Origin of the sequence: Frigidibacter sp. RF13, assembly GCF_026626305.1 — a bacterium.
GTDB lineage: Bacteria > Pseudomonadota > Alphaproteobacteria > Rhodobacterales > Rhodobacteraceae > TMP-24.
The window spans coordinates 1-25,375 of sequence record NZ_JAPNUE010000016.1 but is presented as its reverse complement, the minus strand read 5'-3'; the positions used below and the strand labels follow the sequence as shown (position 1 = coordinate 25,375).

Annotated in this window: 26 protein-coding genes; 9 read left to right on the top strand and 17 right to left on the bottom strand. The window is 65.6% G+C overall.

The window, feature by feature from the left end:
• Positions 1-32 precede the first annotated feature (32 nt).
• Together OU426_RS17645 and OU426_RS17640 are read left to right on the top strand one after the other, a co-directional pair.
• Positions 33-872 carry a class I SAM-dependent methyltransferase gene (locus OU426_RS17645; RefSeq protein WP_267635474.1) on the top strand — a complete coding sequence of 280 codons (840 nt, stop codon included), beginning with the start codon at positions 33-35 and terminating at the stop codon, positions 870-872.
• Between the two features lie 95 nt (positions 873-967).
• The gene (locus tag OU426_RS17640; RefSeq protein ID WP_267635473.1) at positions 968-1,927 is read left to right on the top strand and encodes an acetyl-CoA carboxylase carboxyltransferase subunit alpha; all 960 of its coding nucleotides are present in this window, start codon (positions 968-970) and stop codon (positions 1,925-1,927) included.
• A 3-nt stretch (positions 1,928-1,930) separates the two neighbouring features.
• On the opposite strand, the gene OU426_RS17635 is transcribed toward OU426_RS17640, so the two are convergent.
• From OU426_RS17635 to OU426_RS17620, 4 genes are read right to left on the bottom strand one after another with little or no spacing between them, the layout of a single operon-like run.
• Positions 1,931-2,536, bottom strand: a complete 606-nt coding sequence (locus OU426_RS17635; RefSeq protein ID WP_267635472.1) for a pyridoxamine 5'-phosphate oxidase family protein — start codon at positions 2,534-2,536, stop codon at positions 1,931-1,933.
• A complete protein-coding gene (locus OU426_RS17630) occupies positions 2,533-3,273 on the bottom strand; it encodes a lysophospholipid acyltransferase family protein (RefSeq protein ID WP_267635471.1) in 741 nt (246 codons plus the stop codon). Before OU426_RS17630 ends, OU426_RS17635 begins: the two co-directional genes overlap by 4 nt.
• Positions 3,270-4,172, bottom strand: coding sequence for a cell division protein FtsX (locus OU426_RS17625; RefSeq protein WP_267635470.1), 903 nt, complete (start codon positions 4,170-4,172; stop codon positions 3,270-3,272). The genes OU426_RS17630 and OU426_RS17625 overlap by 4 nt, the downstream gene beginning before the upstream one ends.
• Positions 4,172-4,843, bottom strand: a complete 672-nt coding sequence (locus tag OU426_RS17620) for a cell division ATP-binding protein FtsE (RefSeq protein WP_267635469.1) — start codon at positions 4,841-4,843, stop codon at positions 4,172-4,174. The genes OU426_RS17625 and OU426_RS17620 overlap by 1 nt, the downstream gene beginning before the upstream one ends.
• Before the next feature lie 166 nt (positions 4,844-5,009).
• On the opposite strand from OU426_RS17620, the gene OU426_RS17615 reads away from it, so the two are divergent.
• Positions 5,010-5,750 carry a zinc-ribbon domain-containing protein gene (locus tag OU426_RS17615; RefSeq protein WP_267635468.1) on the top strand — a complete coding sequence of 247 codons (741 nt, stop codon included), beginning with the start codon at positions 5,010-5,012 and terminating at the stop codon, positions 5,748-5,750.
• A gap of 18 nt (positions 5,751-5,768) precedes the next feature.
• Here OU426_RS17615 and OU426_RS17610 read toward each other — a convergent pair whose 3' ends face one another.
• The 11 genes from OU426_RS17610 to OU426_RS17560 form a co-directional block, all read right to left on the bottom strand.
• Positions 5,769-6,428 (bottom strand): helix-turn-helix domain-containing protein, encoded by a 660-nt coding sequence (locus tag OU426_RS17610; RefSeq protein ID WP_267635467.1) that lies wholly within the window; start codon positions 6,426-6,428, stop codon positions 5,769-5,771.
• A gap of 70 nt (positions 6,429-6,498) precedes the next feature.
• Positions 6,499-7,059 (bottom strand): sarcosine oxidase subunit gamma, encoded by a 561-nt coding sequence (locus OU426_RS17605; protein ID WP_267635466.1) that lies wholly within the window; start codon positions 7,057-7,059, stop codon positions 6,499-6,501.
• Positions 7,052-10,000, bottom strand: a complete 2,949-nt coding sequence (locus OU426_RS17600) for a sarcosine oxidase subunit alpha family protein (protein WP_267635464.1) — start codon at positions 9,998-10,000, stop codon at positions 7,052-7,054. The genes OU426_RS17605 and OU426_RS17600 overlap by 8 nt, the downstream gene beginning before the upstream one ends.
• Positions 9,997-10,281, bottom strand: coding sequence for a sarcosine oxidase subunit delta (locus tag OU426_RS17595; RefSeq protein ID WP_267635463.1), 285 nt, complete (start codon positions 10,279-10,281; stop codon positions 9,997-9,999). The genes OU426_RS17600 and OU426_RS17595 overlap by 4 nt, the downstream gene beginning before the upstream one ends.
• A 9-nt stretch (positions 10,282-10,290) precedes the next feature.
• Positions 10,291-11,541 carry a sarcosine oxidase subunit beta family protein gene (locus tag OU426_RS17590; RefSeq protein ID WP_267635462.1) on the bottom strand — a complete coding sequence of 417 codons (1,251 nt, stop codon included), beginning with the start codon at positions 11,539-11,541 and terminating at the stop codon, positions 10,291-10,293.
• 88 nt (positions 11,542-11,629) lie between these two features.
• Positions 11,630-12,526, bottom strand: a complete 897-nt coding sequence (locus OU426_RS17585) for a DMT family transporter (RefSeq protein WP_267635461.1) — start codon at positions 12,524-12,526, stop codon at positions 11,630-11,632.
• A 93-nt stretch (positions 12,527-12,619) separates the two neighbouring features.
• Positions 12,620-12,907 carry an HU family DNA-binding protein gene (locus OU426_RS17580; RefSeq protein WP_267635460.1) on the bottom strand — a complete coding sequence of 96 codons (288 nt, stop codon included), beginning with the start codon at positions 12,905-12,907 and terminating at the stop codon, positions 12,620-12,622.
• Positions 12,908-13,036: 129 nt separating this feature from the next.
• Entirely contained in the window at positions 13,037-14,512 is a 1,476-nt protein-coding gene (locus tag OU426_RS17575) for an AMP nucleosidase (protein WP_267635459.1), read from the bottom strand.
• Positions 14,509-16,314 carry an adenine deaminase gene (locus OU426_RS17570; RefSeq protein WP_267635457.1) on the bottom strand — a complete coding sequence of 602 codons (1,806 nt, stop codon included), beginning with the start codon at positions 16,312-16,314 and terminating at the stop codon, positions 14,509-14,511. Before OU426_RS17570 ends, OU426_RS17575 begins: the two co-directional genes overlap by 4 nt.
• A gap of 125 nt (positions 16,315-16,439) precedes the next feature.
• The gene (locus OU426_RS17565; protein WP_267635456.1) at positions 16,440-17,852 is read right to left on the bottom strand and encodes a sulfotransferase; all 1,413 of its coding nucleotides are present in this window, start codon (positions 17,850-17,852) and stop codon (positions 16,440-16,442) included.
• Positions 17,852-18,103 carry a hypothetical protein gene (locus OU426_RS17560; protein WP_267635455.1) on the bottom strand — a complete coding sequence of 84 codons (252 nt, stop codon included), beginning with the start codon at positions 18,101-18,103 and terminating at the stop codon, positions 17,852-17,854. Before OU426_RS17560 ends, OU426_RS17565 begins: the two co-directional genes overlap by 1 nt.
• A 145-nt stretch (positions 18,104-18,248) precedes the next feature.
• Here OU426_RS17560 and OU426_RS17555 point away from each other — a divergent pair, with 145 nt between their 5' ends.
• Together OU426_RS17555 and OU426_RS17550 are read left to right on the top strand one after the other, a co-directional pair.
• Complete coding sequence (locus tag OU426_RS17555; RefSeq protein ID WP_267635453.1) at positions 18,249-18,371, top strand: hypothetical protein; 123 nt, start codon at positions 18,249-18,251, stop codon at positions 18,369-18,371.
• 190 nt (positions 18,372-18,561) lie between these two features.
• Positions 18,562-18,858, top strand: a complete 297-nt coding sequence (locus tag OU426_RS17550) for an Rdx family protein (protein WP_267635452.1) — start codon at positions 18,562-18,564, stop codon at positions 18,856-18,858.
• Positions 18,859-18,865: 7 nt separating this feature from the next.
• Here OU426_RS17550 and pyrF read toward each other — a convergent pair whose 3' ends face one another.
• Positions 18,866-19,591 (bottom strand): orotidine-5'-phosphate decarboxylase, encoded by a 726-nt coding sequence (gene pyrF, locus OU426_RS17545; protein WP_267635451.1) that lies wholly within the window; start codon positions 19,589-19,591, stop codon positions 18,866-18,868.
• 104 nt (positions 19,592-19,695) lie between these two features.
• On the opposite strand from pyrF, the gene OU426_RS17540 reads away from it, so the two are divergent.
• Both OU426_RS17540 and OU426_RS17535 read left to right on the top strand, forming a co-directional pair.
• Positions 19,696-20,568 carry an ROK family protein gene (locus tag OU426_RS17540; protein WP_267635450.1) on the top strand — a complete coding sequence of 291 codons (873 nt, stop codon included), beginning with the start codon at positions 19,696-19,698 and terminating at the stop codon, positions 20,566-20,568.
• Entirely contained in the window at positions 20,568-21,290 is a 723-nt protein-coding gene (locus OU426_RS17535) for a copper homeostasis protein CutC (protein WP_267635449.1), read from the top strand. The genes OU426_RS17540 and OU426_RS17535 overlap by 1 nt, the downstream gene beginning before the upstream one ends.
• A gap of 69 nt (positions 21,291-21,359) precedes the next feature.
• Here OU426_RS17535 and OU426_RS17530 read toward each other — a convergent pair whose 3' ends face one another.
• Positions 21,360-21,614, bottom strand: a complete 255-nt coding sequence (locus OU426_RS17530; RefSeq protein WP_267635447.1) for a hypothetical protein — start codon at positions 21,612-21,614, stop codon at positions 21,360-21,362.
• Between the two features lie 119 nt (positions 21,615-21,733).
• On the opposite strand from OU426_RS17530, the gene OU426_RS17525 reads away from it, so the two are divergent.
• Together OU426_RS17525 and clpB are read left to right on the top strand one after the other, a co-directional pair.
• Positions 21,734-22,507 carry a hypothetical protein gene (locus OU426_RS17525; RefSeq protein ID WP_267635446.1) on the top strand — a complete coding sequence of 258 codons (774 nt, stop codon included), beginning with the start codon at positions 21,734-21,736 and terminating at the stop codon, positions 22,505-22,507.
• A gap of 174 nt (positions 22,508-22,681) precedes the next feature.
• Positions 22,682-25,297, top strand: coding sequence for an ATP-dependent chaperone ClpB (gene clpB / locus OU426_RS17520; protein ID WP_267635445.1), 2,616 nt, complete (start codon positions 22,682-22,684; stop codon positions 25,295-25,297).
• Positions 25,298-25,375 lie beyond the last annotated feature (78 nt).

The following is a 25,375-nucleotide window of genomic DNA, read 5'->3' as shown; positions in this document are numbered from 1 at the left end:
TCTAGGCTGACAAGCCATCCGGAGGGGCAACCATGTGCGCTGTATCGAACGCGGGACAAGCCGAATTCTGGAATGGAGAGGTTGGCCAACGCTGGCTGGCGCGTGAGGCGGAGCTGGAAGCCGGAAATCGTGCAGTCACAGACTTTCTACTGTCCGAGACCGCGGCGTCCCGACCCGGGCGTATTCTGGAGGTCGGTTGCGGCAGCGGCGGGCTGGCGTTGCAACTGGCGGACAAGGCGCCAGAAACGAACGTTACGGGCGCCGACATTTCTGTTCCGCTTCTCGAACGGGCGCGCGCAAGGGGCGCGCAGCGGCCGAACCTCGCGTTTCTTCTGGCCGACGTCCAGACCGCTCGCCTGCCGGGGCCGTTCGATATGGTCGTGTCTGCCTTCGGCATGATGTTCTTCGACGATCCGCAGGCAGCCTTCGCCAATATCCGCGGAGCGATGGCGCCCGACGGGCAAATGATCTTCGTTACTTTCGGCGCCCCGGCGGGCAATCCTTGGTTCGGTATTCCCCGGCGGATCGCCGTTGCGCGCATGGGCGAGCCACCAACCGACGGTGGCAATGCGCCCGGTCCCCTGGCCTTCGCCGATGGTGATCGGGTCGTCAGGCTGCTGCGCGGGGCGGGCTGGAACCGGGCAGAAGTCGAGACCCGTTCCTTCGACTTCCACCACCCCGGCGGCCCGGACGCCGCTGCCGCGCTTGCTGTCGTGCTCGGACCCGCCGCCTACGTCCTGCGCGCAATGGGCGCGGAGGAGGCCGACCGGCAGGCCGTCCGCGCGGCAATCGCCGCCGAATTCGCGGCCTTCGCGCAATCGGACGGTCTGCGCCTGCCCATTGCGCTGAACATCTTCCGGGCCGCCGCCTGAGCAATCGCCGGCCGGCGATGCAGGCCCGAAAGCTTGCCAAGTTGCATTCGACCCCGGCGCGGTTCATATACCTTCCGACCCAGAGGGATGAGAGCATGAATTATCTCGAGTTCGAAAAACCGCTCGCCGAGATCGAAGGCAAGGCAGAGGAACTGCGCGCCCTTGCCCGCAAGAGCGACGGGATGAATGTCGACAAGGAGGCGGCGGCGCTCGACAAGAAGGCCGCCGACATGCTCAAGGACCTCTACAAGAACCTCGACCCCTGGCGGAAATGCCAGGTGGCGCGGCACCCGGACCGACCGCATTGCCTGGACTATGTGAATGCGCTTTTCAGCGAATTCACCCCGCTCGCGGGCGACCGTAATTTTGCCGATGACCATGCGGTGGTCGGCGGTCTTGCCCGCTTCAACGACCAGCCGGTCGTGGTGATCGGGCAGGAAAAGGGCAGCGACACCAAAACCCGGATCGAACGGAATTTCGGCATGGCCCGGCCCGAAGGTTACAGAAAGGCCATTCGCCTGATGGACCTTGCCGACCGTTTCCGCCTGCCGGTCGTGACGTTGATCGACACGCCCGGCGCCTATCCGGGCAAGGGCGCGGAGGAGCGCGGCCAGTCCGAGGCCATCGCGCGCTCGACCCAGAAATGCCTGCAGATCGGTGTGCCCTTGATTGCCGTGGTGATCGGCGAGGGCGGATCGGGCGGGGCGGTCGCTTTCGCCACCGCGAATCGCGTCCTGATGCTGGAACATTCGATCTATTCGGTGATCACGCCCGAAGGCTGCGCCTCGATCCTGTGGAAGGATGCCGAACGGATGCGCGAGGCGGCGAATGCGCTGCGCCTGACCGCGCAGGACCTCTTGAAGCTCGGGGTGATCGACGAGATCGTCAAGGAGCCATTGGGCGGCGCGCAGCGCGGCCGCGACGAGACGATCGAGGCGGTCGGCAAGGCGATCGGCAAAGCTTTGGGTGATCTTACTGGCCGCAAGGCGTCGGACCTGATCCGTAGCCGCCGCGAGAAGTTCCTCGATATGGGCTCGAAAGGGCTCGCGGCCTGAGAGTTACCAGAGGCTTGCCTTGGCGCGCCTCGGCCAGTCCGCGTCATAGGCGGCGCCATCGATCCGGCCTTGCGTCAGCTCGGCCAGCATGTCGCCCACTGTTGGCAAGCCCGCCGATTCGTCACCGCTGGTCCAGACGCGGGCGCGCAATAGCGCCCGGGCGCACTGGCTGTAGACCTCTTCGATCCCGATCAGGATCACGGTGCGGGGCAGTTTGCCCTCATGTTCGAAGCTCTGGCGCAGTTCCTGGTCTGCGGTCAAACGGGCGCTTCCGTTCACGCGGATGACGTTGGCGGATCCTGGCACGAAGAACATAAGGCTCACGCGCGGATCGCGCACAATGTTGCGCAGGCTGTCCATGCGGTTGTTGCCCCGCCAGTCTGGCAGGGCCAACATGCCGGGCTCGATCTCGCGCACCACCGGCCCGTCATCGCCGCGGGGGCTGGCGTCGGTGCCCTCGGGCCCGACGGTTGAGAGGATGCAGAACCGGCTGCGCTCGATCCAGGCCCGGTAGCTGGGCGTCATGCGGCGGGCGACTTTCACGATGGAGGCTTCGACCGGCTGGCCGTAGTGGCCTTCGAGTTCGGTAATCGTCTCGATGAACTTCATTCCCGCGCTCCGCCCGTGAAGCCCGCCTCTGCCATCAGCCGGTTCGAGGCCTCCTCGACCGCCGGTTCAAGCGTCGCCATGAATGTCTCGATCGGCTGGCCCGCTGGGATGCGCGGCAGGAATTCGACAACGGCGAGGCCGGGTTTCCTTAGAATGCCGTGGCGCGGCCAGAAGACGCCGACATTGGTGGCGGCGGGCACGCAATCTTCCTGCAATTCGTTGTAAAGAACGCCAACGCCGATCTTGTAGGGTTTCGTCGCCCCCGCCGCGACGCGGGTGCCTTGCGGATAGATGATCAGCTGCCCGGGTGCCTGGCGTCCTGCCTTCACCTCGGCCACCATCTTCTTCATCGCCTCCGACCTTTTGCCGCGATCAACCGGCACGCAGCCGATCCGCTTGGCGTACCAGCCAAGGATCGGTGCCCACATGAGCTGCTTTTTCATGATGAACTTCGGGCGTGGCAGGACCGAGACGATCATGATGATGTCGAAGAAGCTTTGGTGCTTCGAAGCGACAATCACCTCGTCGGTCGGCACCTCGCCACGAATCTCGGACCTCAGACCGACAAGCAGCGCTGCCGAAAACCGCACCCAGCGCGTGTAGCTGTGGATCGCGTCGAAGGCCGCATCGCGGCGGAAAAGCGCGAAGGGCGTGTACCAGATCGCCAGAACCAGCATCGCCAGATACATCTGGCCGATGAAGATCAGCGACATGAGATATTGGAAAGCTAGCCTCATCGCACCGTCCTCAGTACCCGGAAGGCCGCCGCGCGGGTGGCGGCGAAGGCCAGAATGGCGGCCAGCGCGGGAATGGCAAGGGGCCAGAGCCACTGAAGCCCCAGAAAGCCCAAACCGGTGAGAAACCCGTCCTCTTCTGCGACGGCAGGCATCAGGGCGATGGCAAGCATGCCCGCGAATGTGCCTGCAAGCGCGCCGGCGAGCGTGCGCAGCGTGAAACGGCGGACGAAGGCGCGGGCGATATAGCGGTCCTCGGCACCGATCAGCCGGAGCGCGCGGATCACCTGGCCATTTGCGGCCAGGGCTGCCTGCGCAGCGAGCGTGATCATCGCCGCCGTTGCACCCGAGATGAGGGCGAGCGACAAAAGGCCGATCGTGCGGATACGCTCGGCCAAAGCGACGAGCGGCGCGCGCCAGCGCTCGTGATCGTCGAGCACCGCACCCGGTGCCTCGGCCGCAAGCCTGAGGCGCAGGCCCTCGGCGTCGAAACCGGCCTCGGATTCAGTGACTTCGACCAGTTGTGGCAGGGGCAGGTCCTCGACTGGCAGATCGGGGCCAAGCCAGGGTTCCAGAAGTTTGCGTGTCTCGTCGGGCGTTGTGGCGCGGGCAAACTCGACGCCCGGTGTCTGTTCCAGCACTTCCAGCACCTTCGCGGTCTGCCGGTCGATCTGGTCGGCGGGGGCGGAGATGCGGATCGTGGCGGAACGCGCCAGCGATCCGGCCCAGCGGTCGGCAAGACGGCCCGTGGCCATCGAGAGCGCGAGCGCGAAGACCGCAAGAAAGGCCATGGCGGCGGCGGTCAGCGTGGTCAGAAGCGCGGTCGGGCCGGTCGACGGCACCACTCGATCTGCGCCGGTGCGTCCGCCGAACAGGGGCGCGAGGATGGACAGGCGAGACATCACAGGTCCGACCCCGCCAGTTGCAACCGCTTGCCCTGTATCCTCAGCACCCGGGCCGATGTCAGGCCTTTGGCGGCGCGGATCAGGTTCAGGTCATGGGTGGCCATCAGAACGGTCTTCCCCATCCGGTTCAACTCGGCCAGAAGTTTCAGGATTTTCAAAGACATATCCCAATCGACATTGCCGGTGGGCTCGTCCGCTAGGATCATGTCCGGTGACATGATGACGGCCCGGGCCAGCGCTGCCCGCTGGCGCTCGCCACCCGAAAGCGAGGGCGGCAGCGCCCGCGCCTGAGCCGCAAGTCCGACCCAGGACAGAAGCTCGGTCAAGGCCTCGGGGTCGGCCTTCTGGCCCGCGACCTCAAGCGGCAGCGCGACATTCTCGTCCAGCGGCAGATGATCGAGAAACTGGCAATCCTGATGGACGATGCCGATCCGGCGGCGCATGCGCGCGGTTTCGTCGCGGCTCATGGCGGCGCTGTCCTGGCCGAAGATCTCGACCCGCCCGCCGTTTGGCGCGAGTTCCCCATAGCAGAGCTTGATGAGAGAGGTCTTGCCCGCCCCAGACGGGCCGGTCAGGAAGTGAAACGACCCGGGCTGAAGCGTCATCGACACGGCGGTCAGAAGGTCGCTGCCCGGATAGCCCAGCGTCACATCATGAAATTCGATCACGCGCCTGCCCCGCAGAAAAGCGGCTCTGACCCGCCTTTTCGTCCCGTTTTCGCGCCGTGGCTTGCCGCAAGGGCTTGGACGGTGCGTGCGGGCTTGCTACAACAGTCTGAAAGCAAAGGCCAGAATGGCCTCTCGCAGGCAGGCAAGTGGGAGCGGTGGGAAAGTCATGCGGCTGATCTGCCCGAACTGCAACGCGCAGTATGAAGTCGACGAGGCGGCGATCCCCGAGGCCGGTCGTGACGTGCAATGTTCAAGCTGCGGTCACACCTGGTTTCAGGAAAGCGCGGCGACGCTGCGCGAGCGTGAAGTGGCCGAGGCTGCCGTCCCGCCTCCGCCTCCGCCTTCGCCACCCGAACCAGAGCCTGAACCGGAGCCCACGGGCCTGACCCGTCGCAAGCCGGACGAGTCCGTCCTGAACGTCCTGCGCGAGGAGGCCGCGCGCGAGGCAGAGGCGCGCCGAGCCGAAGGCACATCGCTTGAAATGCAGGAAGATTTCGGGCCGATGACGCCGCCCGAGCCGCCGCCCCCGCCCGCCCAGCCGGTCGAGGACGACGACGCGCCCGATCCCGCGGTTGTGCCCCGCGCCTCGCGGCGCGAACTTCTGCCCGATATCGAGGAAATCAACTCCACACTCCGCCCCACGTCGGAACGCGGCGATGACGCTGCCTCTTACGATGCGCCCGAAACCCGACGCCGCGAACGGTCTGGCTTTCGCCGCGGCTTTCTGACTTCGGTCGCGATCATGGTGCTGGCGCTGCTGCCCTATGTCTATTCAGAGCCGATCGCGCGCGCTGTTCCCGCGCTTGAAAGCGCGCTCGGCGGGTATTCGGACGCGGTGAATTCGGTCCGGCTGTGGCTGGATGAAACGCTGCACCGCGCCACCGCCGGTATGAAACCGAAGGGCTGATCGGCTCCGTGCGGCGGCCTACCCCTGGGGATAGGCGATCACCGACAGATAGCGCGCGGGCAGCTGGCGCAACACCTCCGGCCCATGTGGCGCATCGGCATCGAAGAACAGGCTGTCGCCCGGCTTCAGCGCATAGACCTGATCGCCATGGCGGTAATCGACCGCGCCCTCAAGCATGTAAAGCAGTTCCAGCCCCTCGTGCTGGAAGGCGGGGAATGTGTCGCTCTCGGTCGTCAGTGTGATGATATAGGGCTCGACCACCACGCCCGAGGAATTGGAGCCGATGTGGCCGAGAAGGTTGTACTGGTGCCCTGCACGGGTGCCGCGCCGCTCGATCTCGATATGCTCGCCGGCCTTCACATGCTGCGCCTCGCGCCGTTCCTCATAGCTGCGGAAGAAGGCGGTGACGGGAACGGAGAAGGCGTGGCTCAGCACCTGAAGCGTGGTCAGCGACGGCGACGTATTGCCATTCTCGATCTTCGATAGCATGCCGATGGAAAGGCCGGTGACGGCCGAGAGGTCGGCCACCGTCATGCCCTGCTGACGGCGGAAACTGCGCACCTCGCGGCCAATGGCGGCTTCGAGGTTGCGTTCGGTGACCTCGCGGACGCGATGCGGATCCTGGCTGAAAGCGGGCTTGCCGCGCGGCAGGGTGGTTTCCTCGGCGGGGTCGGACATCGGCTGTTCCCGGCAGAATGGAGAGTAGGATTTTTCCTATCGGGAAACACGCCCCCCCGCAAGCCGCCGTTCAGATGACCGAGGCGGCGGCGGTTTCGAGTACATGCAGCAGGCTTTTCGCCGAGGATCGCGGCCCGTAGAGCGTGCCTTCGCCCGGTCCGCGCCTGATCAGGTAGCAGCCGATATGTTCGATAAGCGTCCGGCTGGCAAAACCGTCCGCCACTTGCGGAAAATCGACATTGCAGAGCCGTTCCAGCAAGGGCGCGAGGTCGTGCGCCTGAAGGTCGAACCTGACCCAGCCATCGGTCTGTTCGGTGACCGAAGCGCTGTCGCCGAAGAGCTGCTTCAATTCCGACGCGATATCCTCGTGCGTCGCGAAGGGCGCTTCGACAAACCACATGTCGGGGGCAACCCAGAAACTCGAATAAGGCGCGCCCTGCGCGGAATGGGCCGGATCGGGCAAAGGCACCATTCCCTTTGCCGCCTTGGCGAAATCCTTGTGGCGCCCCCTGCGGCAAGCGACCGAGGCGAGTGCCACGTCGAACCGTTCGACGATCCGATAGGGCCCGATGTCGCGGCTAACCGGATCGGGACGACCAAGCGGGGTCAGGGCATGCAGAGTGTCAGCCACGAAGTCTCTCCCCTTCTGGGTCGAAGAAATGCGGGCTGACGATCTCCACCTCGGTATCGGTCCCGGCCAGAAGGTTCACCGCGCGCATTCTTTGCCCGATCTTCCGGTCGCCCGCCTTCAGATAGCCAAGCGCGATGTCTGAGCCCAGATGCGGCGAATAGACCTTTGAGGTCAGCCAGCCTCCGTCGTTTGCGACCACGGCCGCCGCGCCGATTTCAAGGAAATGGCTGCCAGCCGTCAGTTTGCCCTCGGGCGAAACCGGCCGGACGCCGACAAGACGGTAGCCGTCCGGATCCACCATGCCTTCCCGGCCGGAAAGCACCATTCCGATGCTGTCTTTCTTCTTCGACACCATCTTGCCAAGACCCATGTTCAGCGCGGTGGACTGCCCGTTCAGCTCGTTCCCCGCGACATGGCCCTTCTCCACCCGCATCACACCAAGGGCCTCTGTGCCATAGACAACCGCATCGAAGGCGCGGCCCTCCTCCACCAGCCGCCGGATCAGCGCGTCGCCATAGCGGGCAGGCACGGCGATTTCGTAGGCCAGTTCGCCCGAGAAGGAGATGCGGAACAGCCGCGCGCGCAGGCCGCCTACCGTGACGTTGCCCGCGGCCATATAGGGGAAGGCGGCATCGGAAATGTCCTGATCGACGATCCGCTCCAGAAGCCGCCGCGCGTTCGGCCCCGCGACCGAATATTGCGCCCAGGCTTCGGTGGTGGAGATGAGTTGCACATCCATGTCGGGCCAAAGGACCTGGCGGCAGAACTCCAGGTGACGGAAGACCGTCACAGCATTGGCGGTGGTGGTGGTCATCACATATTCATGCGCGCCAAGCCGCGCGGTGGTGCCGTCGTCGAAGACCATCCCGTCCTCGCGCAGCATCAGCCCATACCGGCATTTGCCAACGGCAAGGGTCGAGAAGGTGTTGGCATAGACCCTGTCGAGGAAAGCGCCCGCATCGGTGCCCTGGATGTCGATCTTGCCGAGCGTCGTCACATCGCAGATGCCGACCGACTTGCGTGTAGCCAGAACCTCGCGGTCGACGCTGTCGCGCCAGTGCACCTCGCCCGGGCGCGGGATCCATTGCGTGCGCAGCCACTGGCCCACTTCAACGAAAACCGCGCCCTGTTCTTCGGCCCACGCGTGGCTCGGTGTCAGGCGGGTCGGCTTGAACGCGCGCCCCCGCGACCGACCGGCGAGTGTGCCCATGGCCACCGGTGTGTAGGGCGGGCGATAGATCGTTGTCCCGGTTTCTGGGATCGTCCGGCCGGTGAGGCCTGCCATGATCGCAAGGCCCAGCACATTAGCGGTCTTGCCCTGATCGGTCGCCATGCCGAGCGTCGTGTAGCGTTTCAGATGTTCGACGCTTGTGAAGTTTTCCTGATGGGCGAGCTTTACATCCTTGACGGTCACATCGTTCTGCGGGTCGATCCAGGCCCGGCCCTTGCCGCCCGCGACATACCATTTGGGTGTGATGGAGACGGGCGCATCTTCGGCTTCTGGCAGAAGCTCCGCCCTTGCCGTGCGGCCGAGATCGGCCAGCGCCGCGATGGCCTGCGCCTGACCCGTTGCGAGTGCCCCGTGCGTCGACAGCGCGCCCGCCGCCGCCCCGGCTGCGCTAAGGCCGGGCGGGCCGTCATGGCCGGGGATGAAGGACTGGATCGCCTCGTCCCAGACCGGGCGGGAGCGGTGGTGGGACGAGATGTTGACGTTCGGGTTCCAGCCGCCCGAGACGCCAAGGGCCGAGGCACGGATGGTTTCTATCCGTCCGTTCGACTGGCAGATCGTAATCGAGGTCAGTCCGAGGCGCCCGCGCGTGTCGATGACCTCGGCACCCTTCAGATGGCGGATGTCGGGCAGAAGCGGCCCGTCGGCGCGCGCGTCGATCACCGCGACGACATCCACGCCCTTGGCCTGCAGGTCAGTCGCGCTGCGCAGCCCGTCATCATTGTTAATGAAGATCGCCACCCGGTCGCCCACCGTGACCGCCCAGCGGTTGGCATAGGCGCGCAGGCTTCCCGCCAGCATGATCCCTGGCCGGTCGTTGTTCTCGAACGCGATGGGCCGTTCGGTCGCGCCGCCCGCGAGGATCGCCCGGCGGGAATAGATGCGCCAGAGCGTCTGGCGCGGCTTGCCTGGCAGGGGTACAGGCAGATGGTCGGAAACCCGCTCGACCGCGCCGTAAATACCGTGGTCGAAGGCGCCGATCACGGTGGTGCGCTTCATCAGCCGGACATTGTCGATCGCGGCGAGTTCCGACACGGCCGCCGCCGCCCAGTCGGCGCCCGGCTGGCCGCCCACCTCGAACGTCTCGGCATTGAGCCGCCCGCCCATGCGGAAATCCTCGTCGGCAAGGATCACCCGCGCCCCGGCGCGCCCGGCCGTCAGCGCCGCCATCAGCCCCGCGGGACCCGCGCCGATCACCAGAAGGTCGCAGTGCAGGAAGCCCTTGTCGTACTCATCCGGGTCCTCTTCGCGCGTCAGGCGGCCGAGGCCTGCGGCGCGGCGGATCATCGGCTCGTACACCTTCTCCCAGAAGGCGGCGGGCCACATGAAGGTCTTGTAGTAGAAGCCGGCGGTGAAGAAAGTGCTCAGCCGGTCGTTCAGCGCCATCGCGTCGAACCGCAGCGAGGGCCAGGCATTCTGGCTGCTGGCAGTGAGACCGTCGAAAAGCTCGGCGACCGTGGCGCGGCTGTTTGGCTCCTGCCGCGCGCCAGTGCGAAGCTGCACGAGGGCGTTCGGCTCCTCTGACCCAGCCGACAGCGGGCCACGAGGCCGGTGGTACTTGAAGCTGCGCCCCATCAGCCGCACGCCGTTTGCAAGCAGCGCGGAGGCAAGCGTATCGCCGGGATGGCCGGTGTACGGCAGCCCGTCGAAGGTGAAGCGGAACGTGGTCGCCCGGTCGATCTGCCCGCCCGCTATGCGGTTCACTTGCGTCATTTGCCGCGCCCCGCCTTCGATGCCACGTCCCGCGCCAATTCGACCTTCAGGATCTCGTGCGTCACGGTGTTGCGGGTGACGACAAGCCAGGACCTATCCCCCTGTTCGTGATACCAAAGCTCGCGATGCGCGCCCGCCGGGTTGTCGCGGTTGTAGAGGTAGTCGTGAAAGGCCTCGATCCCGTCGGACATTCCGTCGGGCCGGTTCATCAGGCTCGCATCGCCCAGATAGACGAATTCTTGCGCGTCGCGGGGGCCGAGGATCGGGTGGTTGATGATCATCTGTGATCCTCAATGCAGGTTCGGGGTCGCGCCTTGCCCCTTTTCGTCGATCATCAGCCCCCTGAGGAACCGGTCGAACCGGTAGGCGCGAGCGGTCGGGTGGGGTTCGTCGCGCGCCAGAAGATGGGCGAAGCACCAGCCCGAGGCGGGCGTCGCCTTGAAGCCGCCGTAACACCAGCCACCGTTGAAATAGAGGCCGTCGACGGGCGTACGGTCGATGATGGGCGAGCCGTCCATCGACATGTCCATGATGCCGCCCCAGGTGCGTAAGAGTCGTGCCCGGCCGATCGCGGGCATCAGCGCCATGCCGCCTTCGGCCACATCCTCGATCACCGGCAGGTTGCCGCGCTGGGCGTAGGAATTATAGCCGTCGATGTCGCCGCCGAAGACTAGCCCGCCCTTGTCGGACTGGCTGACGTAGAAATGGCCGGCGCCGAAGGTCATCACCCCGTCGATGAAGGGTTTCAGCCCCTCGGAGACGAAGGCCTGCAGCACGTGGCTTTCGATCGGCAACCGCATGCCGGCATGGGCCATAACCTTTGACGATGACCCCGCGACCGCCACGCCCACCTTCCGCGCGCCGATGTAACCGCGTGTGGTCTCGACCCCGAGGATGCGGCCGCCTTCGATCCGCATGCCCGTGACTTCGCAGTTCTGTATGAGGTCGACACCCCGCATGTCGGCGCCGCGTGCATAGCCCCAGGCGACGGCGTCATGCCGGACCGTGCCGCCCCGGCGCTGCATCAGCGCGCCCTTGATCGGGAAACGGGCATTGTCGAAGTTGAGCCAGGGGTACATCGCCCGGACCTTGTCGCGGTCCAGAAGCTCGGCATCCGCACCGTTCAGGATCATCGCATTGCCGCGACGGGTGAAGGCGTCGCGCTGGGCATCGGAGTGGATCAGGTTGATGATGCCACGCTGGCTGACCATGGCATTATAATTGAAATCCTGCTCCAGCCCCTCCCACAGCTTCATCGAGAATTCGTAGAAGGGCTCGTTGCCGTCGAGAAGATAGTTCGAGCGGATGATCGTCGTGTTGCGCCCGACATTGCCGCCGCCGAGGTAGCCCTTTTCCAGAACCGCGATACGGCTTTGGCCGAATTCCTTCGCCAGATAGTAGGCGGTGGCAAGCCCATGCCCGCCGCCGCCGATGATGATGTAATCGTAGTCCGCCTGCGGCTCGGGGTCGCGCCACACGGGCGTCCAGCCCCGGTGGCCGGTCAGCGCTTCGGCAATGACCCTGAAGGCCGAGTATCGCATGGGGGTCCGCTTTCTGTTCCTGATTGGAAATCTAGCGGATCGGCGGCGCGCAAATTGCGCCTTTTCGCCATCGACCGTGCGGTTTTCGTCACGCCTCGTTCGCGCGCTGGACTGTCGGCGCCGTGCTCTGCTTCGAGAGCTGTACGGCCAAGATGCCAAGCGCGATGATCGCGACGCCCAGGATGTCGGTCAGGCCGAGCGCCTCGTGCAGCAGGGCGGCAGCGACGGCGACTCCGAAGAACGGATTGAGGAAATGGAAGGTCGCGGCCCGCACAGCGCCGATGCGGCCGACGAGCCGGAACCAGACCCAGGTGGCGAGAAGCCCAGGAACCAGCGTCGTATAGGCGAAGGCGGCGACAAGGCGGGGGGTCCAGTGGACGGTCCAGGTCTCTAGGAATAGCGAGGCGAGCCCAAGAAGCGCCGCGCCCACGAACATCTGCAGCCCGACGATCATCAGAAGATTGCCGCCCGACGTGGCGCCGCGCACCGACAGCGTCGCGGTCGCAAGTGCCGCGGCACCAGCGATGCAAAGCGCGATACCGGGCAGGCTGACCCCGCCCGACAGCCGCGCGCCCATGATGATGGCGGCACCGGCAAAGCCCGCGATCAGGCCGGCGATACCCAGCGGACGCACCTTTTCGCCGAAGAACAGCCAGCCGAACAGCGCGACCAGCAGCGGCATGGTCGAAGCGATGATCGCGGCCAGCGATGCCTCGACCCATTGCATGGCGACGAAATTGAAGCCGAGATAGATCGCGTTCTGGCAAAGGCCGAAGATCAGCGTCGAACGCCATTGCGCCGGGCTGAGACGCCAGCTTTGTCCCAGCGCCCGCGCGATGCCGACGCCGATCAGGCCGGACAGAAGGAAGCGCAGGCAAAGGGCGGCCATCGGCGGGGCATCGGCCACGATCATCCGCGCTGAAGTGAAGGCCGAAGACCACATGAAGGCGAAGGCCAGCCCCATCCCGATCGCGCGGAGATCCATCGTCTTGTTGCTCCAAAAGAAAAGGCCGCCCCGGGGGGCGACCCTAACCATTGCCGCGGCGCCCGCAAGGGCGCGCGTTGACGTGCGGCCGGATTAGCCGTTCACGCTGTCCTTCAGCGCCTTCGCGACCGAGATCTTCACGACCTTGTCGGCGGCTTTGGTAATCATTTCGTTGGTCGCGGGGTTGCGCACCTGACGCTCGGGGCGGGCGCGGCAGACGACCTTGCCGATGCCCGGCAGCGTGACCGCGCCACCGGCGGAGACTTCGCGCGCGACGACCGACGCAATCGCGTCAAGGGCGCCCGATGCAGTCTTCTTGTCGGAGCCCATGGCATCCGCCAGAGCGGCCACGAGCTGGGTCTTGGTCATGGGTTTGGACATGTCTGTCTCCTTGTTGCCCCATCTTATGGGGGGTCATTGGGGGCTCATTCACAGCCGGTAGAGGTGAAATTCATGCTTTTGCGGCGCAAGGCAAGCGATTTTCGCTTGTGTGCAGCGATTTCCCGCGCGTCACAGGAAGGCTGTCTCCTCGAAACTACGCAACTTCCGGCTGTGGATGCGCTCCAAGGGCATGTCGCGCAGCCTTTCCATCGCCCTGACGCCGATCAGAAGGTGGCGGCTGACCTGGGTGCGGTAGAACTCGGTTGCCATGCCGGGCAGCTTCAACTCGCCGTGCAAGGGCTTGTCGGAGACACAGAGAAGCGTGCCGTAGGGCACGCGGAACCGGAAGCCGTTCGCGGCGATCGTGGCCGATTCCATGTCAAGCGCGATGGCGCGGGACTGGCTGAGCCTTTGAACGGGACCGGACTTGTCGCGCAGTTCCCAGTTGCGGTTGTCGATGGTGGCCACGGTGCCGGTGCGCATGATGCGCTTCAGCTCATAGCCTTCCAGCTCGGTCACTTCCTGCACTGCTTCCTGCAATGCGATCTGGATCTCGGCCAAGGCCGGGATCGGCACCCAGACCGGCAGATCGGCGTCCAGCACATGATCCTCGCGCAGATAGGCGTGCGCCAGGACGAAATCGCCCAGCGACTGGCTGTTCCTCAGCCCCGCGCAATGGCCGACCATCATCCAGGCATGCGGCCTGAGGACCGCGATATGGTCGGTCGCGGTTTTCGCGTTCGACGGGCCAATGCCGATATTCACCAGCGTGATCCCCTGACCGCCACGCCGTTTCAGGTGATAGGTCGGCATCTGCGGCAGGCGCGGCAGATCGGGGATCACGCCATCAGGCGCCCGTATCTCGGCATTACCGGGCGCGACGAAGCTTGTGTAGCCGGAAGCCGGATCGCCCAGCGCGCGGCGGGCGAAGGCCTCGAACTCATCGACATAGAACTGGTAGTTGGTGAAAAGCACATGGTTCTGGAAATGCACCGGGTCAGTCGCGGTGTAGTGCGACAGGCGCGCCAGCGAATAATCGATGCGTTGCGCGGTGAAGGGCGCGAGGTGTCCAGATCCGTCGGGGTTGGGTCGCGCGGTGCCGTTCACGATATCGTCGTTCGTGGTCGAAAGGTCTGGCACGTCGAAGACATCGCGCAGCGGGAAATCCAGCACGCCTTCCTGCGGCACGGTCAGTGCGGGTTGGGCGGTGACGGCGAAATGTACCGGCATCGGCGTGAAGGACGGGCCAACGACGACGGGCACGCCATGGTTCTGGATCAGAAGCGACAGCTGCTGGACCAGATAGTGGCGGAAAAGGTCAGGCCTCGTGATGGTTGCCACATAGGTCCCCGGCACGGGGATATGACCGAACCCCATGCGCGCATCGCCCAGCGAATGGCTGGTCGTGGTGATCCGCACTTCCGGGTAGAAGGCACGGACCCGGGCAGGCGGGCGATGACCTTCAAGCGTGGCCCTGAACTTTTCCATGAGGAACTGCGAGGCTTGTGCGTAAAGCGCCTCGAGCCGCGCCACCGCGGCTTCGGCGTCGGTGAAGCTTTCGGCAGGCGGCATGTTCGGCAGAAGGATCGACGGTGCCGGGGTCATTCGAAAAGCTCCGTGAACTGGAAACGGGTCACATCGACAAGGCCAAGGTCGGATATCCGAAGCTCTGGGATGACGACGAGGGCGAGGAAGGAATGCTGGATCGAGGCATTGTTCAGATCGCAACCGCAATCGCGCATGCGGGCGACCAGATTCGAGGCTTTCTTGGCCATCTCGCCCGCCGGCGCGTCCGACATCAGCCCGGCAACGGGCAACGGAATGTCGGCGATCTCCTTCCCGTCTTTCCACAGGCTGAAGCCTCCGCCCATCCTGGCGATACTGTTCGCAGCCTTCGCCATCATATCGCGGTCGGTGCCCACGACGATGATCTGATGCGCGTCATGGGCAACGGTCGAGGCCATGGCCATCCGGCCCTTGTAGCGGAAGCCGTTCACGAACCCATTCACCATCCGGCCCGAGCCGAGGTGACGCTCGATTACCGCGCACTGGGCCACGTCCTGACGCTCGTCCGGCTCGACGATCCCGTCCTTGACGGCCAGCGTCCGGGTCAGCGCGCGTGTAGGCGCCTGGTTCTCGACAATACCGATCACCCGGGCGCTGACCTCGGCCGCGCCCTTCGGCGCCGGGATCACGAAATCGTCCGCCACCTTTTCGCGCCCCATCCTGACCGTGTCCTTCGCATGCGCTGGCCAGTCGTAGTGCGGGCAGGTAACGGTCATGCGACCATTCTCGGCCACCTTTCGGCCGCGCGCGATGACAAGCTCGCAGGGCAGCATCTTCAGGTCGGAGGTCAGGATCATATCCGCCCGGCGGCCCGGGGTGATCGACCCCAGTTCGCGTTCCAGCCCGAAATGCGTCGCAGTGTTGATCGTGGCCATCTGCAGCGCGATCAGCGGATCGCAACCTTTCTCGACCGCGCGGCGATAAGCGCGGTCCATATGGCCTTCCTCGACCAGCGTGCCCGGATGGCAATCGTCGGTGCACAGGATGAAGTTCCGCGGGTCCAGCCCCTTCTCCGTCACCGCCGTGATCTGGCGGTCGACGTCGAACCAGGCCGAGCCATGCCGCATCATCGCCCGCATCCCCTGCCGGGCACGCACGACCGGGTCCATCTCGGTCGTTCCCTCATGGTCGTCAGCTGGTCCGCCCGCGACATAGGCAAGGAAATTCGGCCCCAGGTCGGGGCTGGCATAATGCCCGCCCACGGTCTTGCCCGCCCGCTGGGTCGCGGCAATCTCGGCCAGCATCTGCTGGCTACCCGCGCTGACGCCGGGGAAGTTCATCATCTCGCCGAGGCCGATGATCCCGGGCCAGCCCATCGCCTCGGTCACCTCGTCCGGCCCGATCTCGTAGGGCGTCGTTTCCAGCCCCGGAGCAGACGGCGCGCAGGATGGCATCTGCATGAACATGTTCACAGGCTGCATAAGCGCCTCGTCATGCATCATCCTGACGCCCTCGATCCCCAGTACATTGGCGATCTCATGCGGATCGGCGAACATGGTCGTCGTGCCGTGCGGGATGACGGCGGCAGCGAATTCGGCGGGGGTCAGCATACCCGATTCCACATGCATGTGACCGTCCAGAAGGCCCGGAACCATATAGCGGCCCTGGGCGTCGATCACCTCGGTGTCGGGGCCGATCGCATAGGACAGATCGGGCGCGATGGCGGCGAAGCGGCCCTCGGCAATCGCCACGTCATGGCCGGGCAGGATCTCGCGGGTGTGGACGTTCACCCAGCTACCGTTCCGGATCACCAGATCGGCGGGGGCGCGGCCGGCCGCAACCGCGACCAGGCGGGGGGCCACATCGGCCCAGGAGAGAATAGGGGGATTTTGCGTTTTCATGCCAGAATTTGGCAGAAGGCCCGGTGGCTTGCAAGAGGAGGCCCTCCGCAGCTTTTCCATGAATTTCCTGAAAATGGCCGCTCATCGAGCCCTGCGTGCTCTCTTCGCTGAGGCCCGCCTGACGTTCAAAGCCCGAGCTTGGCAAGCCCCCGCGCCTTTAGCCGTGCATGCAGCGCCGCCGCCTCAGCCGCGAGGGCGGCATCATGGGCCCCCGGCGCCTTGTCACGGACCACCTTCAGCTCGCCCGCCGGGCGTGGTTCCAGCCCGATCCGGCGGGCGACGGCCTGCCAGACGGCGGGATCTGCGCTCAGTGCCTCATACGGGACGAAAGCGATATTCTCGTGCGCCGCTTCGGCAGCATCGAGTGCGCGATAGGCGGCGACCCAGACCCGCAGCCAGTAGTCGAGCGTCGCCGGATCGCCCGACGGGCGCCCGTCAAAGAGGAAGGGCCTATGCGTCGCGCCGAACTCGTGATGGCCGAGCCAGGTCATGTAGTCGCGCACGAACGGATCTCTGTCGGTGAAGCGTTCGTGCTGGTTCAGCAGGCTTGCGGCATGGGCCAGCGGCTCGCGCAGCGGCACGAGGATCTGCGCCTCAGGCATCGCTTCGGCCAGAGTCGCGATACGCAGGATATTGTTGTTGTTTTTCGAGACATAGCGCCTCTTGCCGGTCTTGCGCAGCACCAGCCGGATCAGATCGCGATAGCCCGCGACCACATCCGTGTCGGGCGCATGCGGGCGCAGCCCGTCTTCGCCGATATAGGCGCCGCCGTCGGACATCTTCCAATAGACCTCGTCAAGCGCCTCGGGGCTTTGGGTATCCACCTCGATCCCGTCGCCATGGGCGCGCTCTGCCCGCGCGCCTGCCTTGGCGCCCTTCGACGAGAGTTTCGCCCAGAGGTTCGGCGCCAGCACGAAAGGCATGTCGGCATAGGTGAGCGAGCCGAACTGGCCGGTCGCATGGATCTCGCGCATCAGGATCGTGGTACCCGCACGGGCAAGGCCGGTGACGAACACGTGGCGCCCGTTGTCCTCCGGCGCGGATTTCAGAAAGAGGCCCTTTTCGATATCCATCGCCATTTCGCCCACCATCGGCGAGCCAAGCGCGAGCCGGTGGAGCATGCGATCAAGCGCGGAATAGTCCGAGGCGCTGCCCGCCGCCTTGTGCGCCGACGCGCCGCGCGTCCTCAGCCAGAGATAGCCGAGCGAAACGACGCACAACACGAGAATGGCCATAGGTCCCAGCAGGGCCGTCATCCAGGCGGTAAGACCGGGCGGATAGAGCAGCCCGAGGAGCGCAACCGGCAGAAGTGCAAGACAGAGCAATAGAAAGAAGCTGACCGACCCGACGCCGATGCGCAGCGCATAGGCGGGCAGGATCCGTTCCTTCCAGTGATCGGAAATGCGCCCGGATTTCAGCACCCGTCCGACTTTCTGCGCCGTCGCCGATACCTCGGCGATCCGGCCGAGCACCGGCAGACGCAGGAAAGCCTCGCTGGCGAGTATCGCCGCGATCGTCACGAGCCCCCAGAAAAGCATCACTCGGCTGCGGAACTGTCGGTGGTACGTGCGGCGGTCTTGGCGGCGCCCGGCTTCTTCTTGCCTTTCATCATCCGCTTGATCGGATACCAGAGCACGGCGAAGATCGCGAGGAAGATAGCGCCGATGACGCCGATCACCGCACCGATGGCGCCCGCGCCGACGCCGGGGCCGATATAGGCAAACGCGATGCCCGGCTGCAGCGCCAGAAAGACGGCAGCGAGGCCAAGTGACATCAGGGATCTATTCATTGCAGGTAACATCCTCAATTGCGGCAAGGGCCTTGTCGCCCTCGGCCTGGGAAAGAAACGACTCCAACTCAACTGGCAAACTCTACCATTTCCGGCGCGATTGGTGAACTTCTCTGCTTGCCGACCCTAAGGTTCGGATCGGGCTTTGGCAGACGATCTCCATGGCCTGAGCTTTCTGACCGCCGAAGAGTTCCGGAACGGGGTAGTGGCGCGCGCGGGCGTGCGCAGACCTGCGACCTTCGCGGCCACGCCAAGGAAGTCGATCTAAGCGTCATTAGCCGTTGCATGAACAGACTCCACCCGCCTATTGCTGCGACTCGCCTAGCATGGGCGCGCGACTGGCGGCAATTTCTTTGCAGAATTCCCACAGGAACGACGGGATTATGTGGGAATGCGTGAACAGTTTTCGTGCGCCAGCTGGACTGGCAACGGCAGGCCAACCGGCCGGGAGGTAAGCGATGGGCGAAGCAGAAGGTACGGAAACGCGGCCGAGGGTGGAGATCCGCTATTGCACCCAGTGCAACTGGCTTCTGAGGTCTGGCTGGATGGCGCAGGAGCTTCTGTCGACCTTCGGCACCGATCTGGGCGGCGTGACGCTGATCCCCGGCACCGGCGGCATCTTCGAGATTTGGCTCAACGGCGATCTTCTGTGGGAGCGCAAGCGCGATGGCGGCTTTCCCGACGTGAAGGTGCTGAAACAGAGGGTACGCGATCGGATCGCGCCGGACCGCGATCTCGGTCATCTGGACCGTTAAGCGGCGCTTACGGGCGGTTGGGGCGCCTTGCCTGGGGCGAGGCAAGTTCGGCCAGGATCGCCTGCGCCGCGCGGCGCGGGTCGGACGCGGCCCAGATCGGGCGGCCGACCACCACGTGATCGGCGCCGTCTGCGATCGCCTCTGCCGGGGTAGCGACGCGCTTCTGATCGCCAAGTGCCGCACCTGCGGGCCGAACGCCCGGCGTGACAATCAGTCTGCCCGCCGCTTCCGGCAGGACGCGGATGCGCGCTGCTTCCTGCGGGCTGCAGATCACGCCGTCGGCCCCGGCCGCGAGGGCGCGCGCGGCACGGTCGGTGACGATGTCGGGCACGGCGCCCGGCACAATGAGCGAGGCATCAAGGTCGGCGCGGTCGAGTGAGGTGAGGATGGTGACGGCGAGGATTTTCAGATCCTTGCCGCCCGCGCCTTCCTTCGCCGCCCTGACCACATGGGGATCGCCATGGACGGTGAGGAAATCGAGATCGAATTGAGCGAGCCCGCGCACTGCCGCCTCGACCGTGGCGCCGATGTCGAAAAGCTTCATGTCGAGGAAGATGCGCTTGCCGTGCTCGGTCTTCAGCTCGCTCGCAAGCGCCAGCCCGCCGCCGGTCAGCATGCCGAGCCCGATCTTGTAGAAGCTGACAGCCGGGCCGATCTCTTGCGCCAGTTGCAGACCAGCCAGCGCGTTCGGCACATCAAGCGCCACGATGAGGCGATTATCGGCTTCAGTCATCTCACCCTCCGCTCCTATCGGCGCCCTCATGGGCCGGGTGCGGTTAGCTGTCAAGGCTGGAGGCCTGCGCTCGGCCTTGCTAAGCAGGGGGCGGAGGGTCAGAGATGATCGTCGCGTTCGATATCGGCGGTACGCAGATCCGCGCGGCAGAGGTGCGCGCGCCTGGCGCGCTTGGCCCGGTGCGGTTCTGGCCGACGCCGGGGACGGATTTTGAGGTTTTCGCCGGGGTCCTGCGGGAAGCGGCGAGGGGCGCGGACCGGGTTCATCTGTCGATTGCCGGGATCGTCGACCCGCTGACGGGCAAGGCGCGGATCGCCAATATCCCTTGTCTGGATGGACGCCTGTTGGCGAGTGATCTGGGACGAGCGTTAGGGTGTCGGGTTCTGATCGCCAACGACGCCGACTGCTTCACGCTCGCAGAGGCACGAAGCGGCGCAGGGATTGGACATGAAGTGGTCTTCGGCGTGATCCTCGGTACCGGGGCTGGCGGCGGACTGGTGATCGGCGGCCGATTGCATCGCGGCGCGCGCGGGGTTGCGGGCGAATGGGGTCACGGGCCGGTGATGGGGCGGACGGATGTGCCTGCCTGGCCCTGCGGTTGCGGCCTGTCCGGGTGCGCAGACACGGTCGCGGGCGCGCGCGGGCTGGAGCGGCTGGACGCCCATCTTACCGGTGGCGGTAGGGACAGCCGGGCGATTCTTTCGGCCTGGGCCGAGGGACAGGTGGCGGCGGGACGCACGGTCGACCTCTGGCTCGACATGGTCAGCGGACCGCTGGCGATGGTGATGAATGTGATCGGCCCCTCGGTCGCGCCGGTCGGCGGGGGCCTTGGGCGGGATGTGCGCCTTGTGGCAGCGCTCGACCGCGCGGTCCGGGCGCGGATGCTCGCCCCGCCCGACGTGGCGCTATTGGTTCCCGCTTTGCACCAGGTGGAGCCCGGTCTGATCGGCGCGAGCTATATGGCGGAGGGGATTTGATGGCGGCGCGTGTGGTGTTGGAGGTCTGTGTCGAAACCCCCGCCGGGATCGAAGCGGCGATCGAAGGCGGCGCGGACCGGATCGAACTGTGTGCGGCGCTAGCGCTTGGCGGGCTCACACCCTCTGCCTCGTTGATGGCCTTTGCCGGAAGGGCGGGGGTGCCGGTGACCGCGCTGATCCGGCCGCGTGCGGGAGGGTTCGGATATGACAGGGCAGAACTTCAGCTGATCGCCGACGACATCGCCCGGGCGCGCGATGCGGGCCTTGCGGGGGTCACGATCGGCGCGGGCGGGCCGGAGGGCCTTGATATCGCGGCGATGGAGCTACTGACGCGCGCTGCCGAAGGGCTGACCGTGACGCTGCACCGGGTCTTTGATCTGGTGGAAGACAAGGCGCGCGCGCTGGAAACGGCGCGGGCGGTTGGCGTTGCCCGTATTCTCACTTCGGGCGGTGCAACAAGCGCTGCACGAGGTTCTGTGACGCTCGCCGCGCTCGTCCGGCAGGCGGTGGGGAGCCCCGGCATTCTCGCGGCAGGCGGTATCCGGGCTGAAAATGCCCGCGCCCTGCTGGAGGCGACCGGGGTTCGCGAGGTGCATGCATCCTGCGGTTGTGCCGCGCCCGCCACGGCGACGGAACTTGCCTTCGGTTTTGCAAGCGCCAATCAGCGGATGACCGACCCGGTGGCCGTGCGCGCACTTCGGGCGGCGCTTGACCGGAGCTGACGGTCGCCTCCTCGGGCACTTCGTTTCCCGTCGGGGCCGCGAGGCGCGCTCGCAGTGCGAAGGCGAGTCTCACGCTGCCGGGCGTACCAGCTCTGCCTCCGGCGGCCGGGGCGTCCGCCCGTCCATTGCCAGGGTAAGCTTCGCCACAGCGACCAGCCTTTCCTTAAGCGGAGCGCCCCCTTGCGCTATGACCGGCGCTGCGACCCGGACCCGATGTTCGGCTGCCGCCTCACCAACCTCGATCCGGATCACGATGGTGGCGGCGATCATCTGTGTGGCCCGGTCATGGGCCACTTCGGTGGCGCGGGCGGAAAGAATGCGCATCGGACTCGTCCTTTCTGGTGGGCCACGCCAGTGAAGCGCATCGAGGTTACGAAAGGGTGGACGGATTGACTTGGGGCCTAAGCGGGCTAGCATCGCGCGGAAGGCGAAAGGGCAGCGGAATGCAGGTCAACATCTCATATGAGCGGCCCGAAACTGGCCCGGCTTCCGGCCCGATCACTGTGGGCTGGTTTCGGTCGAGCGACAAGAACGCGGTCCTTTATGACCCGCCGCAGCGGCTTCAGTCGCGCGACATGTCGAAGACGCACGCGAAATCCGCCTCGCGCTGCCCGGCGGTCATCCATATGGAAAGCCGCTATTTCGTTTTTCCCTGCCCGTTCGACCTGCATCTGGGCTTTGCCCGGTCCAAGGATGGCAAGCCCGCCTTCGTGAACCGGGCGGGCAACGCCAGCCCGATCCGCACCGCGAAGCTGAATGAAGTGCTGGTGATGGTGAACGAGGCCGAATGGCGCTATCCCGACCGGCCGACGATCCAGCTCGTGCTGCCCTATACGTTCATCGCCGACGAGCCAGTCTATGTTACGCAACTCGGCGCCTTCGCGCATTACCGGCGCGAGCCGCTGCCGGGCACGATCTTCGGCGGGCGCTTTCCGATCAACCTCTGGCCGCGGCCCCTGATGTGGGCCTTCGAATGGCACGAGCCGGAACGCGACATCATCCTCAAACGCGGCGAGCCGCTTTTCTACTGCCAGTTCGAGGCCAACGGCCCGGACCGCCCGGTGCAGCTGGTCGAGGTCGAGCGCACGCCGGAATTGGAGAACTATGTCGAGGCGATCGGCGGCGCGGTCAACTACGTGAATCAGACCTTCAGCCTTTTCAAGGCGGCCGAAGCGCTGAGACCTGAACGGCTGGTCGTGCCTAAGGGCCGACCCTAGGGCGCGCGCCTGCCGCGAGATTTCAGCGCGACATTTGGCCCACTGTGAAAGCGGAAAGGATTTTCTGCCAACCCTTGCGGGCGGGAAATTGCATTCCCAACTAAGGACCAAGGCCCGGGGGGCGTGCCGCGAGGCGGGCGTTCCAAGGCGGGTGCTTCAGAGAAGGAGTAACCGATGAACATGGAAAAGTTCACGGAAAGGTCGCGCGGGTTCCTGCAGGCGGCCCAGACGATCGCGATGCGCGAAGGCCACCAGCGCGTGGTGCCCGAACATCTTCTGAAAGCCTTGATGGATGACGAGCAGGGCCTGTCGGCCAACCTCATCCGTCGTGCGGGCGGTGCGCCTGAGCGCGTGACCGAGGCGGTGAACCTCGCTGTTGGCCGGATTTCGAAGGTCTCGGGCGGATCGGGCGAGGTCTATGTCGATACGGCACTTGTCCGCGTGCTGGACGAGGCCGAGAAGATCGCGAAGAAGGCGGGCGACTCGTTCGTGCCGGTCGAACGCATTCTGATGGCGCTTGCCATGGTCAATACCAAGGCCAAGGATGCGTTGGATCAGGGCGCGGTGACGGCGCAGGCGCTGAACGCCGCGATCAACGATATCCGCAAGGGCCGCACCGCCGACACGGCGAGCGCCGAGGAAGGCTATGACGCGCTGAAGAAATATGCGCGCGACCTGACCGAGGCTGCGGCGGCCGGCAAGATCGACCCGATCATCGGCCGCGACGAGGAAATTCGCCGCGCCATGCAGGTTCTGTCGCGCCGGACCAAGAACAACCCGGTCCTGATCGGCGAGCCGGGCGTCGGCAAGACCGCGATCGCCGAAGGCCTCGCTCTCCGCATCGTGAACGGCGATGTGCCGGAAAGCCTGAAGAACAAGAAGCTGATGGCGCTCGACATGGGGGCCTTGATCGCCGGATCGAAATATCGCGGCGAGTTCGAGGAGCGGCTGAAGGCGATCCTGAAGGAGATCGAGGCGGCGGCGGGGGAGATCATCCTCTTCATCGACGAACTGCACACTTTGGTAGGTGCGGGCAAGACCGATGGCGCGATGGATGCGGCGAACCTGATCAAGCCGTCGCTGGCGCGGGGCGAACTGCATTGCGTGGGTGCCACGACGCTCGATGAGTATCGCAAGTATATAGAGAAGGACGCGGCGCTGGCCCGCCGGTTCCAGCCGGTGATGGTCGAGGAGCCGACGGTAGAGGACACGATCTCGATCCTGCGCGGCATCAAGGAAAAATACGAGATGCACCACGGCGTGCGCATATCAGATTCCGCGCTGGTGGCGGCGGCGACGCTCTCGCACCGCTATATCACCGACCGGTTCCTGCCCGACAAGGCCATCGACCTGATGGACGAGGCGGCCAGCCGTCTCAGGATGGAAGTGGATTCCAAGCCCGAGGAACTCGATGCGCTCGACCGCCAGATCCTGCAATTGCAGATCGAGGCCGAGGCGCTGAAGAAGGAAGATGACGCGGCCTCGAAGGACCGGCTGGAAAAGCTGGAAAAGGAACTTTCCGACCTGCAGCAACGCTCGGCCGAGATGACGGCCAAGTGGCAGGCGGAGCGTGACAAGCTGAACGCGGCGCAGGCGCTGAAGGGCGAGCTGGAACAGGCGCGCAATGAGCTGGAGCATGCCAAGCGCGAAGGGAATTTCGCGAAGGCCGGTGAATTGCAGTACGGCCGCATCCCCGAAATCGAGCGGAAGCTGAGCGAGGCCGAAAGCCGCGAGGACGGGCTGATGGTGGAAGAGGCGGTGCGGCCGGAGCAGATCGCGGAAGTGGTCGAGCGCTGGACCGGCATTCCGACCTCGAAGATGCTGGAAGGCGAGCGTGACAAGCTGCTGAAGCTGGAAGAAGAGCTTGGCCAGCGGGTCATCGGCCAGCATACGGCTGTTGTCGCGGTCTCTAACGCCGTGCGGCGGGCGCGGGCGGGGCTGAACGACGAAAACCGCCCGCTCGGTTCGTTCCTCTTCCTCGGCCCGACCGGCGTCGGCAAGACCGAACTGACCAAGGCGCTCGCCGAATATCTCTTCGACGACGAACATGCGATGGTCCGCATCGACATGTCGGAGTTCATGGAGAAACATTCGGTCGCCCGGCTGATCGGCGCGCCGCCCGGCTATGTCGGTTATGACGAGGGTGGCGTGCTGACCGAGGCGGTGCGGCGCAGGCCCTATCAGGTCGTTCTGTTCGACGAGGTGGAAAAGGCTCATCCCGACGTCTTCAACGTGCTGTTGCAGGTTCTGGACGATGGTGTCCTGACCGACGGGCAGGGGCACAGGGTGGACTTCAAGCAGACGCTGATCATCCTGACGTCGAACCTCGGGTCGCAGGCGCTGAGCCAGTTGCCTGAGGGGTCGGATGCTTTGGCGGCGCGGCGCGACGTGATGGAAGCGGTCCGGGCGCATTTCCGCCCCGAATTCCTGAACCGTCTCGACGAGACGATCATCTTCGACCGGCTGACGCGCGGCGACATGGACGGGATCGTGAAGATTCAGCTTCGCAGGCTGGAACAGCGGCTGGCGCAGCGCAAGATCGCGCTCGATCTCGATCAGGCGGCGATGCAGTGGCTTGCCGACGAAGGCTATGACCCGGTCTATGGCGCGCGCCCCCTGAAACGGGTGATCCAGCGCAGCCTGCAGGACCCGCTGGCCGAGATGCTTCTGGCGGGCGATGTGAAGGACGGCGAGGTGGTGCATGTCAGCGCCGGGGCCGACGGGCTGATCGTGGGGGAGCGCGTGCAGCGCTCCACCCGGCCGAAGCCCGAAGGCGCGGTCCTGCACTGACGGATTTCGTCCGGGCTTCGCCCGGCCGACCCGGGGGGGGGGGGGGGGGGGGGGGGGGGGGGGGGGGGGGGGGGGGGG